Consider the following 17,660-nt stretch of genomic DNA (forward strand, 5'->3'; position numbering starts at 1 on the left):
TCAGCCGTAGATGTGTTTGATCCATTCCCACTCATTGCCAAGCCCCTCCCTGAGATCGACATGCGGAGCGAAACCCAGATCGGCCGCTGCCCGCGAGATGTCGGCGGCCGTATGCCGCACGTCACCCTTGGCAGTCTGCCGACGCTGAACCACCGGCATACTGCCGGCGATCTGCTGGATCAGCTCGATAACCGAGTTCATGTCGGTTCGGTTTCCGCCACCGAGATTATACACCGCCCCGTCGGTTCCATTGAGCGCGGCGAGGAGATTCCCCTCGACGATGTCCGAGATATAGGTGAAATCGCGAGTCTGCATCCCGTCGCCGTAAAGCTCGAATTCATCCTGCAGCAGCGCGGAACGCAGTAGCCGATGGAACGCCATGTCCGGCCGCTGACGCGGCCCGAAGACCGTGAAGTAGCGCAGGGCCACGGCGGGCACGCCGTAGTTGCGCTGATAGAGTAGACAAAGGTGCTCGGAGGCGAGCTTGGTCACGCCGTAGGGCGACATCGGTGCGGGCCGCGCATCCTCGCTTGTGGGCAGCGCCTCGGCGTCGCCGTAAACCGAGCTGGACGAGGCGAACACCAGCCGCCTAAGCTCGCGGCCCTTGCACTGCTCGAGCAGCATCTGCGTGCCCAGCAGGTTGTGGTGGGTGTAGACCGCGAACTGCTTGCCCCAACTGGCGCGCACCCCGGCCTGAGCCGCCTGGTGAAAGATCAGCTCCACGCCGTCCAGGGCCGTACCGAGCTCTTCGCGCGCCAGGTCGAGCTCGAGAAACTCGAAGCGCGCGTGGCCTAGGACCGAGCTTAAGTTGTCGTGCTTAATCCGCGGGTCGTAGTAGTCGGTGAAGCAGTCCACACCAACCACGTCCATGCCCTCGTTGAGCAGTCGTTGGGCCAGGTGCGACCCGACGAATCCCGCCACTCCGGTTACCAGCGCCTTCACTGTCGATTCATCCTCATCTTGATGCTCCTGATGACCTCGCTGGTCAGCGGATCGACCCTTGTGCCGCAGACCTCCACGGCCGCACCGCACTGCCGGGCCGACTCGCGAAATTCATCGTCGTTGCCGGGCCTGATCGCAAGTATATCCGGCTTCAGCGCCAACAGCGCATCCGTCGGACCAGGCCGATCGACAACGAACACCCGGTCCACGCACTGCAAGTGCGCCACCAGCTCCTTGCGCACCTCAAGCGGCTCCAGCGGCCGCCAGGAATCCAGCCGCTCCTTGGCCAGCTCGTCCGAGTATAAGCCAACATACAGCTCGTCACACAGCGCGGCAGCCATTTGCAAATAGCGCAGCTGCCCGATGTGCAGCAGGTCGAATGCGCCCAATGCCACGGCTGCCCTGCGGCCGGACCGTTGCAACTGCTCGATCGCAGCGGCCGCGCCCGGCAGGTCGACGATCTTGGATTGCGCTTTGCGCGGCGAGCGCCGTATACGGTCGGTTGAAAGCGCCCAGTCCACGCCCTGGGCCAGATCCCCGGCCACGCGCTGGGGCAGCGGCCCACCGTGCTCGCGCAGGTGTTCGAGATTGGCGATTCCCATGCCGCTGAGCAGCAGCACGGCACTCACGGCACAGCCTCGGCCCAGCCCCACGTCCGAGAGCTTGTCGCCGAACATCAGGCTCGCCTCGAGGTCGATCTGGAAATCAAGGCAGGCCTGATCGATCATGCCGGTTGCGGGCTTGCGACAGCCGCACTCCATTGCGTATTGCTCGACCTTGCCATCGGGCAGATGCGGGCAATGATAAAAGCGGTCAATGCGGGCTCCCTGCTCGGCCAGCATCTGGGCCAGCCGACGGTTGACCTGTTCGAGCTGTTCAGGCTCGATCAGCCCACGCGCGATTCCCGATTGGTTGCTGACCACGATCACCAACCAGCCAGCCTCGTTGAGGCGCACAATGGCCTCGGCCGATCCCGGGATCAGCTCCAACTGCTCGACATCACACAGATAGCCCTTATCAACGTTGATGGTCCCGTCGCGGTCGAGAAATGCGGCCGGCCTGCTCATCTTAGCCCTTGATCAAGGCGATCAAGCCCTCGAGGTCGTCGAATTCCATTTGTACGTCCACAACCAGGGTCATTGGTATCCCTTTTTGCCGCAAACCCTGTGAAGAAAGCCGCACCGCGTCCTTGGCGGTCGTCAGAGTATAGGTCAATCCATCAGGCGTCGCAAGCGCGGCCAACTCTTCGTAATCACGGACCAAATAGCGATGGTGGTCGCCGAAGTCGCGCCGCGCGATCACCTGTACGCCAAGCCCCTGCACAGTGTTGTCAAACCCTCCGGAATCGGCCAAACCGCAAAACGAAAGCACCTTTTGTCCTCTGATTTCATCTAGATCGACCGGACTACCGTCTTCGAGCCGCCGCAGGCCGACCGTTGATAGTCGGCTTTGGAACACCGGCGTTTGCCCGGCCAGCCGATGCACCCACTGCAGCAGATCGTCATCGGCCGGGCCCTTGGAGAGCACGATCGCCTTGGCGCGCTTAAGCTGCGTCAGCGGTTCACGTAGCGGACCGGCGGGCAGCAGCCGACTGTTGCCAAAACCGTTGACCGCGTCGATCAACAGCAGGTCCAGGTCGCGCTGCAACCGACGATGGGAGAACCCGTCGTCCATCAGCACGATCTCGCAGCCGAAATGCCGCACCAGGTGTTCCGCAGCCAGGCAGCGGTCGGCTGCCACGTACAGCGGCACCTCGGGTACGCTCTGGGCAATCAGCCGCGGCTCGTCGCCCGCGACCTGCGCATCGACCAGCGGACCGTTCCCCGCGCAGACCAGTGCGCCGCGCCTCGATCCGCTGCCCCCGTAACCCCGGCTGACGATCCCTACCTTGGCGCCATCGGAGTGCAACCGCCGGGCCAGCGCGATTACCGTGGGGGTCTTGCCCGCTCCGCCCACGCTGATATTGCCCACGCAGACCGTACGCGCCTGCACGCGATGGGTGGGCAACAGGCCGTGATCGTAGGCTGCGTTGCGCAGACCGATTGCCGCGCCGTAGCAAGCGGCCGCGACCCGGGCGATCGGCACCAGGGGGCCGGGCTTGAGCCACACGGGCGGCAATGCCGGTGTCGGCTCCTGATTCATCTCAGCGGAAGACTTGGAGAACCTTGATGATCACGCCCGATTGCTTGCTGTTGACCGCGAAAAGTTGATCGAGCTCGCCCGCGTCGAGAAAGATCCCGCCGCAGTGCGTGCACTTGTCGACCTTGACTCCCATGAACTCGATTTCGACCAGCTCCATTCCGTCCTTGGGGCAGCGCATCCAGTGGGTCTGTTTGAGCTGATCGCGCTGGTCCTGCTCGAGCTGCGCCTCGCGCTGCTGCGCCAGTTTCCGCTGACGCTCGTACTCCTGGCGTGCGAAGTACTCGTCCTCGTTCTTCTTGCCGATCTTGGGATCCATTTTGCCTCCGCCAATAACATTTACATAATGACGCCCACTTATATGGCAGGCGACGCGTAAAAAATCAACGTCAGCCCGAGGAGATCACTAGGCTTGAACATCACTGCCGCTTGGACCAAACTAGGACAGATTTTTTGGAGGAACCACCGATGACCAAAGGCATGTCACGTTTATTGCTCTCACTGTGCTTGGTGTTGCTGATCGCGGTCCCGGCCCTGGCCGCGGACTCGAATCTGCTGAACCGCACTTCGACCACGGTCGAGCCGATCTATCAGGACGCGACCACGGTCGAACTCGCCGTGCGTTTCGGCGGACTCGAAATCGAGCCGACCCAACTGCTGGGATCGAACTTCACCTCGATCGAGATCGACTCCACCGGCGTGCTGGGTGTGGTCGGTGCGCCGCGTGTGCCGGTGCTGCGCCGCTTTGTACGCATCCCGTTCGGCGGCGAGCCGCTGCTGGAGGTGCTCGACGCATCGGGCGCCACGTACAGCGCCGACCAATGGGGCGGCAGCCTGCCGGTGCAGCCTCAGCAGCCGCCCGTGCCCAAGCTGCCCGGAGCGCTGGCCGCGCGCGAGCTGACCGTTGATCGCGAGATCTACGCCTCGGACCGCATGCTGCTGGACGAACTGGCGCAAATCGCCGAGGTCGGCGTGTGGCGCGGCCTGCGCATCGCGCTGATCGAGGTCTACCCGGTCGATCTCAATCCGACCACCAACAGCATCGACTTGCTGCAGAGCATCACGCTCTCGATCTCGGTTCCCGATGCCGACCTGCGGGCTACGGAGCTGGCGCTGGAGCGCTTCAGCGACGAGCGCGAACTCGAGGCCGCGCGGATGCTGCTGATCAATCCTCCCGAAGCGGTCAAGGGCTCCAAGCAGCTCGAGCGCACGATGATGGTAATCGCGCCGCCCGCCCTGAGCGTTGATCCGTCCCTGGACGCCTACCTGGTCTGGAAGCGACTGCTGGGTTACGACGTGCTACTGCTGACCACCGACGTCACGGGCAGCGACGCCAACTCGGTGCGCGCGGCGATTCAGAACGTCTACACCACCTACCCCGTGCCGCTGACCAGCGTGCTGCTGGTAGGCGACACCGATTCGATCGGCTACTTCAACGGCAGCGGCTCGGGCAGCCCGGCCACCGACCTGTACTTCGCTGCGGTCGACGGCTCGGACTACTACCCGGACCTCGATGTCGGCCGCCTGCCGGTGCGCGACGCCTCGCAACTGGGCAACGCGGTGAACAAACTGATGTCCCACGAGCGCGGGCTGTGGACCATCGGCGACGCCTGGATCACCCACGCGACCTTCATGGCGGGGAACGATAATTACGACATCACCGAGGGGACCCACAACCACGTGATCAGCACTTTCCTCGATCCGCGCGTCTGGGTCAGCGACCGGGTCTACGATCACACCTACAACGCCGGACCATCGGACATCACCGCCTCGATCAACGCCGGATCGAGCTTCGTCACCTACTCCGGCCACGGCAGCGAGACCAGTTGGGCCGACGGCCCACCGTACAACCAGAGCCAGGTGCGCGCCCTGAGCAACGCGGTCTATCCCTTTGTTCAGTCCTACGCCTGCCTCACGGGCAAATACGAGGTCAACGAGTCGTTCGCCGAGACCTGGGTTCGCGCCGGAGCTGGCGCCGCGGTCTTCATGGGTAGCTCGGTCTCCAGCTACTGGGACGAGGACGACCTGATGGAACGCGCGGTGTTCGACGGCTACTTCAACGAATCGCTGAGCTCGACCTACGGCATGATGGATTTTGGCAAGATGGCGCTGCTTACGGAATACGGGCCGACCAGCGACGTGCTGCGTTACTTTGAGATGTACAACATCATGGGTGACGCCACCCTCGAAGTTCGCTCCGAGGTCCCGCTGCAACTCACGATGGACGTGGACAATCCGTTGCTGCTCCCCTTGAGCAGCGTCGAGATCAGCGTGCCCGAGACCCCCGCGGTGCGCGTCACGCTCTATATCGCCGGACTGCTGCACGCCTCGGCCCTGACCGACGAGAGCGGCGCGGTGAGCTTTGTCATCGACCCGCCGATCGGGGGCAACACCGTAATGACCATCGCCGCGACCAAGCACAACACCCTGCCCGCGGTGCTCGACGTGCCGGTGGTGGACTCCGGCGTGCGCGTCGACTCGTTCACGGCCAGCGGCTTTGATTACGCGGTGGGCCTGGACTGGCAGTCCAGCGTGGAGACCGGCGTACAGAGCTACGCGCTGTACCGCTCCGATCTCGAGGACGGCGAGTACGCCTTGATCGCCGAGGGCATCGCCCCCGGCGGATCGCCCTATTACTACGAGGACCAGCCGCTGAACGGCGGTCTGACCTACTTCTACAAGCTCGAGGTTCTCACGGACGTGGGCTCGGTCTGGTACGGACCGGTCAGCGCCACGACCACCGGACAGGGGCAGCCGCCCGAGGATGACGACGACGACGATTCGTCCTGCGGCGGCTGATCGCCGGACAACCTGGATAAAACAAGGGCCAAGGCACTGCGCCTCGGCCCTTTTCTTTGTGCGTATTAATCCCGCTATTGGCCCGGTGGCAACGGTGAAAGCGTGACGGTTATCGTTTGGACGTAGCGCTGGGAGTAGATCTCCTTTTTAAAAGTCTGGTACCCCGCCTTGCGCAGCTCGATGATGTGTACGCCGCCGGCGAGCATCAGGTGCTCGCGGTCGCCGTCGAAGTCCTTGGCCCGGCCCACGTACTGGCCGTCGACAAAGACCTCGGCGCTGGAGGGATCGCAGCTGATGGCGATCAGCCCCTCGTTGCCCACCTGTTCGGTGTTGATGTGCGCCGGCGCGCAGGCCCCGAGCAGCATCAGCGCCAGGGCGGACATCGCCACAATCGCGTATCGCTTCATTGCGCGCTCCTTTCTACTGCTTGATCCAGACCATGTCGCCGCGGCCAAAGCCGCTGCCCGACACGATCCGGCAGATCGCGGCGTCGTCGCCGAAGAATTCGCTGACCTCCAGCTCGCCGACTTGCGCTCCGGGGGCCGTACCGAGCACCAGCCCGGTGTCCGGATCGGTGATCGACTGCCCCTTGCCGCGTACGACCAGCTGGTCGCCGCGCTTGAGTCCGGTGCGCTGGCCGGCGTTGATGTAAACTCGGCCGCCCTGCACCTGGGCGATCTTGCCCGACCACTCGATGTAATTGAGCTGGCGCACCACGTTGCCGGTGAACTGCACGATGGCCGCGCGCAACGCGTCGGTGGCCAAGCCCTCGTCGTAACTGGCGCGCTGGCCCTGGCCGAGAAACTCCGATACCTCGATCTGGAAGCGCCCGGTTCCCGAGTCGGCGTAGATGATCTGGCCGGTGTTGACGTCGATCACCTTGATGTCCACCGTGACCTCGGCGGTCTGGATCTTCTTCTTGTAGCCGAAGCTCTCGATCCCCTCGACCTTGGTGGAGTAGTTGGTGATGTTGCCGATCACCACCGCGTTGACTCCCAGCACGCGGCCGGTCTGGGCCGCGGTGGCCGGGTCGATGTCGGCCTCGCGCGAACGCCGGTTCTCGTCAAGCACCTTATCCAGGTCGCCGCGCTCGATCATGATGAAGTTGCCGGACTTGAACAGCTCGGTTGTTAAAATCTCAGCCGCCACATCGCCGAGGTTCATCCGTCGATTGGGCGTCTTGTTGTTGAATTCGATCACAGCGATGCGCTTCTTGGGTCCCTTGTTGACCACGGCCGCGTCGGGAATCGTGGTCCCTTGGTCGTAGCCGCCCGAGACCGTGGGCGCCTTGCTGGTGCAGCCGCCGATCACGAGCATCAGCATCGCTACCAGGGCCAGGCTGAGCTTTATCTTGGCTCCCATTATTTCCTCCTGTGTTACAACTCGCGGCCGTTGACGAAAATCATCGGGCCGCTACCTTCATACCCCAAAAACTGCGGTCAGGGCAAAGTGGAGAACGCTCGCTGGCTGACCTGCCGCACGTAGGGCTCGTAGGGCGACAGCGCAAAAATCCAGGTCTGGGCCGTGGTCTCCCGATCGACTCCCACGCGCAGGTCGACCACCCGGTCGTCCCACCACCATATAACCTCGCCCGAGGGCACTTCGACCAACTCGAAACGTGCGCCCACGGTAATCGAGGCGTATTGCACTAAAAACGTCTTCTTCCAAACCGTCACGGTGGTGAACAACACCGCGTCGGTGCCGAAGATCTCGTAGAGGTCCTGCATGTCCAGCAAGTGCAGATCCTCGGCCACGTACATGCCTTCGTCCTGCATCAGCTGGTCCACCGTGCCCGAGGAGAGCACGTTGTAGCCGCGGTCGCGCAGCTCCTGCTCGACGATCGGCCGGAACGCCTCGGGCGCGTCCATATCGGCCGTGGCGTTGAACGGCGGCAGCACGGCCACGCTGAGCATGCGAAAGGGGTCGAAGTCCGGGGACGTGTAATGCTTCTGCGCACTGCTGCACGCGATCAAGGCCAAGGCGCAGAGCATAATCAGCAGTAAAACGGCCGCGCGGCCGTAATTTAATACACGCATTTGATCACGACCCGCTCGCCCTGGACGCCCTGGAGACTGATGCGAAAATGCGGCATCACCGCTTTGTCCAGAGCCGCGCCGAGCATGCTCGCGCTCAGGTCGCCCTCAAGGGCCACGCCCATCCGGCGGCCGGTGACCGCGTGGGCCAGGCTCACCGACTCGACCCCCGGCACCTCGCTCAACGCCTGGGCCAGATCCACGTAATCGTCGTGGTGCCGAATGCCCAACACCTCGATCAGCACCGAACCTCCGCCCTGTGCCGCGGCCTTTTGCTGATCGTTGACCACGCGCTCGACCAGTGCGCGGCCCACCAGCTCCATACGCTGGGCGCAGCTCCCCTCGATCCCGCCGGTCTCGACGGAAATCGCTGAAATAACTCGGCATGTTGGAGCATGGACAAAGCGCACCTGTACCTCCTTAGTACAGGAGACACCCTCGGAGTCGGCAATGTTCCCCGAGCCCAGGCCCAGCAACAGGTAGCTGGCGCCCAGGGCGCGCGCCACCGAACAGAAGGTGCCCAGTTCGCCGCGCAGGGCCTGGTCCAGGGCCGAGGACTGCAACGCCCGCCCCTGAATCTCGCGGTCGAGCACCGCGTATCCGCGCCCCGCGAAATCGTTCTCCATCGGCCCTTGCAGCTCCCACAACTGTGGCATCCCACCCGTCGAGCGTTGGACCATCAGCAGCAGCAACGGCCCGGGCTTGGACAGATCCTGGGCAGCGGTCGGCCGGGCCGATTTGCCTGCCAGCTCCTCGTCCAGGGCCACTCGTAGGGCGACCATCTTTACCTCGCAGACCACCCGCACCGCGTAGCCCTCGCCCTGTACTCCCTCGTCGAGCACCTCGAACATCGCGATCCAATGATCGGGGTCCGCGCTGACAAAGCGTCGAATGTGCGCCTTTTTGGCCTCGAACATCTCCTGGGGCAATACTGACTCGACTGCGCCCATCAGCGCGTCGATCTTGGCCAGCAGCGTGGAGCGCTCCTGGGCCGCTGCAGTGTTGCCCGCCGTGATCGTCTGGGTCGCACTGCCCTGGAAACGCTCGGCCAACGCGGGCTGGACCAGGATCAGCAATAATGCCGCCGCAATCAGAGCGCTTGTGTGGAGACGACGCATAGCCCTTCCGTGTACTCGCTGCGCAGTTTCTCGAGCTGAGTATAGCCGATCAGCACCGTGGCTCGCATGCCCTCCGCGAGCTGCTCGACCTGCTCGACCTCCGCCCGGACCTGCAATTGCTCGATCAGCCCGCCGCTGCTCTGGTCGATATCGAGCAGCGCACGCAGGATCGGGTTGCCCAGGGCGCGGGCCAGTTCGAGCTCGAGCCGCTCCCAGTTCTCGCCGCTGACAGAGCTGACGCCGATTCTGTATTCCATCCCGCGGATCTCGCGCAACAGCTCGACCCGCGCCCGATCGTCGAGGCGGTCGAGCTTGTTGAACACGGTCATTCGCGGCTTTTGCGCCGCCTCGAGCTGCTCGAGCACCCGCTCCACGGCCAAGGCCTGATCCGCGCGCGCCGGGTCGGCGGCGTCGATCACATGCAGCAGCAGGTCGGCCTCGCGCACCTGCTCGAGGGTCGCCTGGAACGCCTCGATCAGCTGGTGCGGCAGGTCGCGGATAAAGCCCACCGTATCCGAGAGCATCACCGGCGTTTTGCCCGGCAGCATTGCCTGGCGCAAGGCCGGATCGAGAGTGGCGAACAGCATGTCCGCGCAGGCCAGATCCGAGGCGCACCAGCGGTTGATCAGCGTGGACTTGCCCGCGTTGGTGTAGCCCACCACGGCCACCACCGGCACATCGCGCCGACGGCGGCCCTGGCGCTGGGTCTCGCGCGTGCGCCGCACGTGCTCCAGCCTGCGCTTGATCAGCGCCATCCGCCGACGGATCAAACGCCGATCGGTTTCGAGCACGGTCTCGCCCGGGCCGCGGGTGCCGATGCCGCCGCCCAGCCGGCTGAGCTGCGCTCCGCGCCCCACCAGTCGCGGCAAACGGTAGGCGTGCTGCGCCAGCTCGACCTGGAGTTTGCCCTCCAGGGTGCTGGCGCGCAGGGCGAAGATGTCGAGAATCAGTCCGCTGCGGTCGATCACCCGCGCCTCGAGCATCCGCTCCAGGTTGCGGGTCTGGGTGCCGCTAAGCTCGGCGTTGATCACCACCAGCGCGGCTTCGGTCCGCTGCACCACCTCGGCCAGGCGTTCGATCTGCCCCTTGCCCAACAGCGTGGCCGAGATCGGCCTGCGCAAACGGATATCGACCGCTTCGAGCACCTGGCCGCCCGCCGCTTGCAGCAGGCCTCCGAGCTCCTCGAGGTCGCGCCTGGCCGCCTCGGGATCGTATCCGGCCGGGGAAACGCCGACGCAGACCGCCTGCTGGGCGGACGCCTGTTCAATCATGATTGAATGCAGCCTGGAACGGGGGTTCTGATCAGTCCCTGCTGTCCCGTTGTTGGTCAGGGCCGAAGTTGCTGAGCTTGGCGCCCTGGCCCAGTTGGATGTGTGCGATGGCGTGTTTATAGATCAGATACAGGCCCTCGTCCTCGAGCACGATGGAGAAATTATCGAAACTCCTGATCGTCCCCTTCAACTCTTTGCCGGTGATGGTCTCGAGGACCACCGGCGTATGTTCCTTGCGAACCTGGTTGAGGAACTGATCCTGCACGTTGATTTTAACTTTCATCCCTTGTCACTCCCTTCGCCATACAGCATCTGACGTCATCAACTCAACACTATCATATCCCAAAAGCTTTTGCGCCTCGGTCACCAGTTCCTGGCAGGGCTTGATTTTCAGGTCGTCGGAGAAGCGAATCATGGCCTGTACGCCCTCGGGCAGCCTCAACCGCAAATAGCCCTCGGCCTGGCCGGGATGGCGCATACAAAGCAATCTGAGCTGTTCGAGCTGCTCGCGGGTCAGCCCCGAGCTGCTCAGCGAAAAGTGGACCTGCTTGAATAGTTGCTCAGCGGCTCGGCTGAGCTCGATCACCTCGGAGACCTTGATCGAGGTCCCCTTGTCGCCGACGTCGGCCTGCCCCTTGATCAGCAGCGGCAGCCCCGCGCCGAGCAGTTCCTCGCTGCGCTTATAGACGTCGGAGAAGACGAGCATCTCGCAGGTGCCGACCAGGTCCTCGAGCACGGTGATCGCCCAGCGCTCTCCGCGCTTGTTGACCCGCTGACGCACGCTGTTGACGATCCCGGCGATTCTGATTTCGCCTTTGGCGCGCAGCTCGCGCAGCGCCGCGGTATCGTGGGTGGCCAGCAGCTTGAGCAGCCGCTCGTGCTCCATCAACGGGTGGCCGGTGAGGTAGTAGCCCAGGGCTTCCTTCTCCTCGTCGAGCAGGGTCTTGTTCGACCAGGGTGGAACATCGTGAAGCAGCGTGGCATCGTTTTGTTCCGGCACCAATCCCGAGTCGCCCGCGAAAAGTCCCATCTGTCCGCGTTTGCGGTCCAGCTGCTCTTTGGACCCGGAGTCCAGCGCGCGATCGACCCCCTCGAGCAGCCGCGCGCGGTGGATCTGCGTAAAGTCGAAAGCTCCGCCCTTGACCAGGCTCTCGACCACCCGGCGGTTGACCCGCCCCAGGTCGACCTCGCGGCAGAATTGGAACAATCCCTTGAAGACCTCCAGCCGCTCGCGCGCCTCGATCACCGCCTCCACTGCGCCGCGCCCCACGTTCTTCACCGCGGCCAGGCCAAAGCGGATCTCGCCCACGGCGGTAACGCTGAAGTCCTCGAACGACTCGTTGACGTCGGGCCCGAGCACGGTCAGTCCCATGTCGCTGCGGCACTCCATAATCCGCTGCAGGATCTTGTCCGAATCGCCGGCCTCCATGGTCATCAGTGCGGCCATGAACTGCGCCGGATAGTGCGCTTTGAGATAGGCAGTCTGAAAGGCGAGTATCGCGTAGGCCGCCGAATGGCTCTTGTTGAACCCGTATTCCGCGAAGCGCTCCATCAACTCCCAGACCTCGGTGGCCTGCTGCACGCCGATGCCTTTGCTCTTGGCGCCGGAGATGAACTTCTCGCGATACGAGATCATCTTGTCCATCTTCTTCTTGGACATCGCGCGCCGCAGCAGGTCGGCGTCTCCCAGGCTCAGCCCGCCGATCATGCTCGCCAGGCGCATCACCTGCTCCTGGTAGATCATGATCCCGTGGGTCTCGGAGAGCACCTCTTCCATCTCGGGCACGATGTAATGCGGCTTCTCCAAACCGTGCTTCTGGCGGATGAACTGGTCGATCATCTGCATCGGGCCGGGGCGGTAGAGCGCGATCAAGGCAATGATGTCCTCGATCGAGGATGGCTTGAACTTGATCAGCAGGTCTTTCATCCCGCTGGACTCGAGCTGGAACACGCCGGATGTCCGCGCCTGGCACAGCAGCTCGAAGGCCTTGGCATCATCGAGCTCAACGCGGCTCAGGTCGATCTCGATCCCCTTGGAGCGAAGGTTCTTCAGCGCCAGGTCGATCACGGTCAGGGTCTTGAGCCCGAGGAAGTCGAACTTGACCAGCCCGACTTTCTCTACGTCGTCCTTGTCGAACTGGGTGACTACCTCGCCGCGCTGGTCGCACATCAGCGGCAGCAGGTCGATCAGCGGCTCGTTGGAGATCACCACGCCCGCGGCGTGGGTCGAGGCGTGGCGCGTCAATCCCTCGAGGCTGCGGCCGTACTCCATCAGCTCGGCGACCCACGACTTCTCGGCGACCGCGTCGCGCAGCTTGGGCTCGGACTCGACGGCCCGATCCAACGTGATGCCCAGCTCGTCGGGCACCAGCTTGGCGATCACGTCTACGTCGCTGTAGGGGATGCCCATCGCCCGGCCCACGTCGCGGATTACCGCCTTGGCGCCCAGGGTGCCGAAGGTGGCAATCTGCGCCACCTTATCCGCGCCGTAATGCTCGGACACGTAGCGGATCACCTCGTCGCGGCCGTGGGCGCAGAAGTCGATGTCCATGTCCGGGTTGTCCTGGCGCTCGGGATTGAGGAAGCGCTCGAAGAACAGCCCGAAACGGATCGGGTCGATGTCGGTGATGCGCATCGCCCACGAGACCAGGCTGCCGGCCGCGGAGCCGCGTCCGGGTCCCACCGGGATCTCGCGCGAGCGGGCGTAGCGGATGAAGTCCTGGACCACCAGGAAGTAGTCGGCGAAGCCCTTGTCCTTGATCAGCTTCATCTCTTCGGCCAGGCGTCGTTGGTACTCCGCGCGCGTCTCGTCGTCGAGCCCGCCCTGGGCCTGGCGTTCGATCTCCGAGAGCCGCTGCTCGAGCCCCTGATGGCAGTAACGTTCAAAGACCTTGACGCTTGGCTCGCCGTTTTCCGCCTTGAACTTGGGGAAGATCGGGTTGCCGAACTGCATCTCAACGTTGCAGCGCTCGGCGATCTGCACGGTGTTGCGGATCGCCTCGGGCGTGTCGGAGAAAGCCTTGATCATCTCCTGCGGACTCTTGACGTAGAACTCGGGCGTCGAGAGCCGCATGCGGTCCTCGTCCTGCATGGTCTTGCCGGTCTGTACGCACAACAGCACGTCGTGATGCCGCGCGTGCTCGCGCCGCAGGTAGTGGCAGTCGTTGGTCGCCACCAGCGGCAGCTCCAGCTCGCCGGCAATTTTGATCAGCTCGGCGTTGGCCTGCTCCTGCTCGGGGATGCCGTTGTGCATCAGCTCGATGTAGAACGAGTCGGGGAAGGTCTGCTTATAGAAGTCGGCCGCCGCGCGCGCGGCCTCGAACTGGTCGGCAAGGATCAGCGACGAGATCTCGCCCTTGAGACAGGCCGAGAGGCAGATCAGGCCCTTGCTGTGCTGCGCGAGCAGCTCCTTGTCCATCCGCGGCTTGTAGTAGAAGCCCTCGAGGTAGGCCTTGCTCACCAGGCGGCACAGGTTGCGGTAGCCCTCGGAGTTCTGGGCCAAGAGCACGATGTGGTAGGCGCTCTCCGAGCCGCGTCCGGCCTGGCGCTCGAAACGACTGCGCGGCGCGATGTAGCCCTCGCAGCCGATGATCGGCTTGATCCCCGCGTCGATCATCGTCTGGTAGAACTGCACCACTCCGTGCATCACGCCGTGGTCGGTGATCGCGCAGGCGCGCGATCCTTGCTCGTTGAGCAGTGCTGCTAACTTATCGAACTTGATCGCACCGTCGAGCAATGAGTATTGGCTGTGCAGGTGCAGGTGGACGAACTCGTTGTGCGGCATCACTTTCCTCGGCGGACTCGAAACGGATGCAGGTTAACGCGCCGCGCGCTCAATGGAAAGTGACCGCGGGGCTTGAGCTGTTATTCGATGCCGTTGGCCGCCACTAGGTAGCTGCGGCACATCTGGAAACAACCGGGCATGCCCGCCAACTCCAGACCGCGGTCCTCGTTGGACCCCTTGAGAAAAACCGGATTGTAGATCAGGTCGCCGGTAAAGCCCGAGTTGCGAATGCAGGTCTCGTAGCAGTCCTCCGAATGGTCATAGCCGTTGGGCAAATCCTGTTGCATCTGCCGCAGCGCCGAGAAAAAGCCCTGCTGATAGTCGCGGAACGGCCGTTGCGACTTGCCCCAGCAGGTCTTCTCCGAAAGCTCCCTTGCCTTGGAACAACGACTGAGCTCCTCGGACTGGCGCTGCAAATGGCTGATGTAGGTCTCCTCGATGTTCTCCAACCGCTGGATCGGATCCTTTTCGCAGGCGCCGGCCATCAAAGAACATCCGATAATCACTACGATCGCGGCCCAGATAGTATGATTGTTTTTCATCACACCGCCCCAATCAATTGTTCCACCCTTAGAATCAAACTGCCGATGTCGTCGACTTCGGCGGGAAGCTCCACAAGATGCACGTTCGCCGGTCCTGCCGGTCTCCAGCGCCGTGGGAACGTCGGCCCGGGAAAGCCCTTGAACAGCGCGACCAGCTCCACTCCCAGGGCCGCTGCAACATGTTGAAATAACGAGTCGTACCCCAGGTAGCGGCGACTGAGCCCGATCAGACCGGCGAAGCCTCCCATGTCGCCGTCCCAGCACAACAGGTTGATACCCGCTTGCACAGCGTCATCCCGGCCGATCCTCGCGGCAGCGAAGCCGCGCTTGGAGGCGCTGTTCAGCAGCCGGTCGGCATTGGCCGTCTCTTGCGGATCGACACCACGGTCGAGCAACACAGCCCGTCCCTGCTCGAGCATCCGCAACACCAGCAGTTGCTCGAACTCGGGACTGATCCGCTTGGCAGCGTTGCCCCCCACACCAAAACTTATGCTCACGCAGGGGCGCTTATTCAGCCCCGCCTGGTCAAAAATACGCCGTGCTAATTTCTGTTGCTCCTCCTCCAGCGCCACGAACGGCTCCACGGTCGATCCGTGCTTCCCCCCGCCGATCCGATCGGCCAACCAGCCGCTGATCAGCTCGGAGAGGCTGCGCGGATCGAGCTGTTCGGCTGCGGAACCGTTGAAGAACAGGTAATCCCGATCCTGCTGACGCAACGGCAGCATTCCCAACTGGCTGATGCGCGAGTCCGGATCTACCACGAGCAGCGATCCGCGGTCCCAATCGTCCACCGCGCGCACCGCGGCGATCCAGGCGCTGAAACGGTCAAGCAGGCCGCCGTGGCGCTCGTAGCGCAGCTCAAGCAGCTCGATCCGCGGATCGCCGCCGAACAACTGCTTAAGTCTGGCCGAGCCGATGATGGCGATCCGCGCCAAGGGGTAGCGTCGCTTGAGCACGCTGATCGCGGCGCTGGTCACGGCCACGTCCGCGCCCGGCGTGACCCGCGAGAGCACTGCGATTTGCTGATAATCATCGGCGCTGGGTTCGGTCCGATTGCGGGCGATCTCAAACGAGCGCTGCAGCAGCTGCTGTTCGTCGCTGATCTCGAAACGCTCCAGCTCACGGTCGAGCTCCCGGCCTGCGGCCGATCGGCGACAGAGCTCAATCACCCGCGCAAAAATACGGTAGTAGACCAGCCGGTCCTGCAAAGCGAAAGAGTCGTTGAGCGGCTCGACCAGCGAGCGGAACAGCAGCGCGGTTGCGCCCGAGGCCACGTGAGGATCGCTGTCCAGGGCCGCGCCCGCGATCTGGTCGATCAATGAGAGGTCCGGCTCGCCAGTGCCGCGCAGGGTCTCCCAGAAGCGGACGCCTGCGCGCGCAAGTTCGCTTTCGCGGCTGGTCATCATCAAGCTTACGGCAAATCCGGATTGCCCGAGAGCAGCAACACCCGGCCCGAGCCCGGAAGTCCATCGCCCAGATTCTGAGTGCCGGCCAACGCCTCTGCGTAACCATCGCCGTCCATATCAGGCACTCCGCGCACGCTCATCACTTTGGCGCCGCCCGCAAAGTAGTGCCACAGCTCTGTGCCGTCAACGCCGTCGAGCACCCAGATCCAGCTGGTGAATCCGCCGACGACCACATCGTCGATCCCGTCGTCGTTCACGTCGGCGATGCGGTCCACGGCCCAGATAAGATCAGTGTCGTACCACGGCCAGAGCAGCGTGCCGTCAACGCCGGAACACATGTACACTGCTTTACTCATCAGGCTGCTGAAGACCAGATCGGGAACGCCGTCAGAGTCCACGTCGGGCATCGGCACGATCCGCATCGGCTGTCCCGAGATTTGCGAGGTCCAGATCTGCGCGCCGTCCGCGCCGCTGAAGGCGATCACCTTGTACGCGCCCCAGGAGCCGGACAGCACGTCCTGCACACCGTCGTAGTCAATGTCGTCGATTATCGCCGAGGCGTAGCTGTTGCCCGCCTCGGCCGACCAGATCTGGTTTCCGCTGTCGCTGTCCACGGCGAAGATCGTGCCGTCGTTGTCGCCGGTCATGAAAATCGCATCCTGTCCGGACCCGCCGCCGATATTCTCGATCGGGTCAGCGCCGTAGGCAACGTCGGTCGGGTCGTCGAAGTCCCAGACTTTTGCGCCGGTGGCGCCGTTGAGCAGGTAGCCCGAATCAGCGGAACTGCCGGCCCCGGCGATGATCTCGCTCACCCCGTCACCGGTGACGTCCTGGATCGGGTTCACCTCGTAGATCCAGCCCGAGCTGGTCTCGCTGTAGGTGTTGAACAGCCACAGCACGTCGCCGTTGCTGCCGTCGATGGCATACACCGAGCGGTTGCCCCAGGCCGTGCCCACCACTACGTCGGACATGCCGTCGGAGTTCAGGTCCGGGGTCACGGCCATTATGTTGTCGCCGTCGCCCGCCGCGTTGGACTCGTGGGGCGTTGCATGGTAGGTATGCGCGCCCCAAATCAGCTGCGCGGCCTTGCCCTTCCCGGGGACCCCGCTGATGCAGAACACGCTGTCCTCAGTGCCCTCCCCTGAGAGCGAATTGTAGCTCACGGCCAGCGGGTCGGGCACCAGGTCGCCGTCCGCGTCCTCGATCCAGCCCACGGTCTCCACGGTCCGCGGTCCGTAGGAAGTTTCCCAGGTCCAGATCAACTCGCCCTCGACCGGCTCGACGTCATCATCGTCATCGTCATCGTCGTCGTCATCATCGTCGACATCATCGTCGAGGTCATCGTCGTCATCGTCGACAACGTCATCATCCCCCGCGTCATCGTCGGTGTCCGCATCGTCGTCGTCTCCGCCGGTATCACACGCGGTCAGCAATGTGAGCAGCGAAAGAAGGCAAACCAGCAGGAGAAATACAAAATCGATGTTTTTTTCACGCATTTATCGCCATCCCCCCTCTCGCAGGAGGCTATCCCAACCTGATTCGGGGTGTCAACAAGAGCTCGTGGAACTGCTGCGGTCCTAAAAAATATACTCGGCACGATGGACCGCGACCTGTTCGGCTCCGCAA

15 protein-coding genes are annotated in these 17,660 nt (G+C 63.5%); 1 reads left to right on the top strand and 14 read right to left on the bottom strand.

Translation table 11 applies throughout. From position 1 onward, the window contains the following. Genes P9M14_12735 through P9M14_12750 form a run of 4 tightly spaced genes read right to left on the bottom strand, consistent with a single transcriptional unit; the run spans position 1 to position 3,400 of the window. Entirely contained in the window at positions 1-942 is a 942-nt protein-coding gene (locus tag P9M14_12735; GenBank protein MDP8256609.1) for an NAD-dependent epimerase/dehydratase family protein, read from the bottom strand. Beyond that, positions 939-2,009, bottom strand: a complete 1,071-nt coding sequence (locus tag P9M14_12740) for an HAD-IIIA family hydrolase (GenBank protein ID MDP8256610.1) — start codon at positions 2,007-2,009, stop codon at positions 939-941. Before P9M14_12740 ends, P9M14_12735 begins: the two co-directional genes overlap by 4 nt. Position 2,010: 1 nt before the next feature. Further along, the gene (lpxK, locus tag P9M14_12745) at positions 2,011-3,084 is read right to left on the bottom strand and encodes a tetraacyldisaccharide 4'-kinase (GenBank protein MDP8256611.1); all 1,074 of its coding nucleotides are present in this window, start codon (positions 3,082-3,084) and stop codon (positions 2,011-2,013) included. Position 3,085: 1 nt separating this feature from the next. After that, the gene (locus P9M14_12750; GenBank protein MDP8256612.1) at positions 3,086-3,400 is read right to left on the bottom strand and encodes a zf-TFIIB domain-containing protein; all 315 of its coding nucleotides are present in this window, start codon (positions 3,398-3,400) and stop codon (positions 3,086-3,088) included. Between the two features lie 149 nt (positions 3,401-3,549). On the opposite strand from P9M14_12750, the gene P9M14_12755 reads away from it, so the two are divergent. Further along, complete coding sequence (locus tag P9M14_12755) at positions 3,550-5,880, top strand: C25 family cysteine peptidase (protein ID MDP8256613.1); 2,331 nt, start codon at positions 3,550-3,552, stop codon at positions 5,878-5,880. A 74-nt stretch (positions 5,881-5,954) separates the two neighbouring features. Here P9M14_12755 and P9M14_12760 read toward each other — a convergent pair whose 3' ends face one another. The 10 genes from P9M14_12760 to P9M14_12805 form a co-directional block, all read right to left on the bottom strand. Then, complete coding sequence (locus tag P9M14_12760) at positions 5,955-6,287, bottom strand: PEGA domain-containing protein (GenBank protein ID MDP8256614.1); 333 nt, start codon at positions 6,285-6,287, stop codon at positions 5,955-5,957. Between the two features lie 13 nt (positions 6,288-6,300). Beyond that, positions 6,301-7,242: a CsgG/HfaB family protein gene (locus P9M14_12765; protein ID MDP8256615.1), complete on the bottom strand. Its 942-nt coding sequence runs from the start codon at positions 7,240-7,242 to the stop codon at positions 6,301-6,303. Between the two features lie 77 nt (positions 7,243-7,319). Continuing rightward, complete coding sequence (locus P9M14_12770) at positions 7,320-7,916, bottom strand: DUF799 family lipoprotein (GenBank protein MDP8256616.1); 597 nt, start codon at positions 7,914-7,916, stop codon at positions 7,320-7,322. Further along, positions 7,904-8,989 carry a hypothetical protein gene (locus P9M14_12775; protein MDP8256617.1) on the bottom strand — a complete coding sequence of 362 codons (1,086 nt, stop codon included), beginning with the start codon at positions 8,987-8,989 and terminating at the stop codon, positions 7,904-7,906. The genes P9M14_12770 and P9M14_12775 overlap by 13 nt, the downstream gene beginning before the upstream one ends. Positions 8,990-9,003: 14 nt before the next feature. Further along, a complete protein-coding gene (gene hflX, locus P9M14_12780) occupies positions 9,004-10,302 on the bottom strand; it encodes a GTPase HflX (protein MDP8256618.1) in 1,299 nt (432 codons plus the stop codon). Between the two features lie 31 nt (positions 10,303-10,333). Further along, a complete protein-coding gene (gene hfq / locus P9M14_12785; protein ID MDP8256619.1) occupies positions 10,334-10,585 on the bottom strand; it encodes an RNA chaperone Hfq in 252 nt (83 codons plus the stop codon). A gap of 6 nt (positions 10,586-10,591) precedes the next feature. Further along, entirely contained in the window at positions 10,592-14,086 is a 3,495-nt protein-coding gene (dnaE, locus tag P9M14_12790; protein ID MDP8256620.1) for a DNA polymerase III subunit alpha, read from the bottom strand. 80 nt (positions 14,087-14,166) lie between these two features. Beyond that, on the bottom strand, positions 14,167-14,571 hold the full coding sequence (locus tag P9M14_12795; GenBank protein ID MDP8256621.1) for a hypothetical protein: 405 nt from the start codon (positions 14,569-14,571) through the stop codon (positions 14,167-14,169). 56 nt (positions 14,572-14,627) lie between these two features. Next, positions 14,628-16,034, bottom strand: a complete 1,407-nt coding sequence (locus tag P9M14_12800) for a hypothetical protein (GenBank protein MDP8256622.1) — start codon at positions 16,032-16,034, stop codon at positions 14,628-14,630. A gap of 5 nt (positions 16,035-16,039) precedes the next feature. Continuing rightward, positions 16,040-17,530, bottom strand: a complete 1,491-nt coding sequence (locus tag P9M14_12805; GenBank protein ID MDP8256623.1) for a PQQ-binding-like beta-propeller repeat protein — start codon at positions 17,528-17,530, stop codon at positions 16,040-16,042. Positions 17,531-17,660: the final 130 nt, after the last annotated feature.

It is taken from the genome of Candidatus Alcyoniella australis (genome assembly GCA_030765605.1).
Taxonomy (GTDB): Bacteria; Lernaellota; Lernaellaia; order JAVCCG01; family Alcyoniellaceae; genus Alcyoniella; species Alcyoniella australis.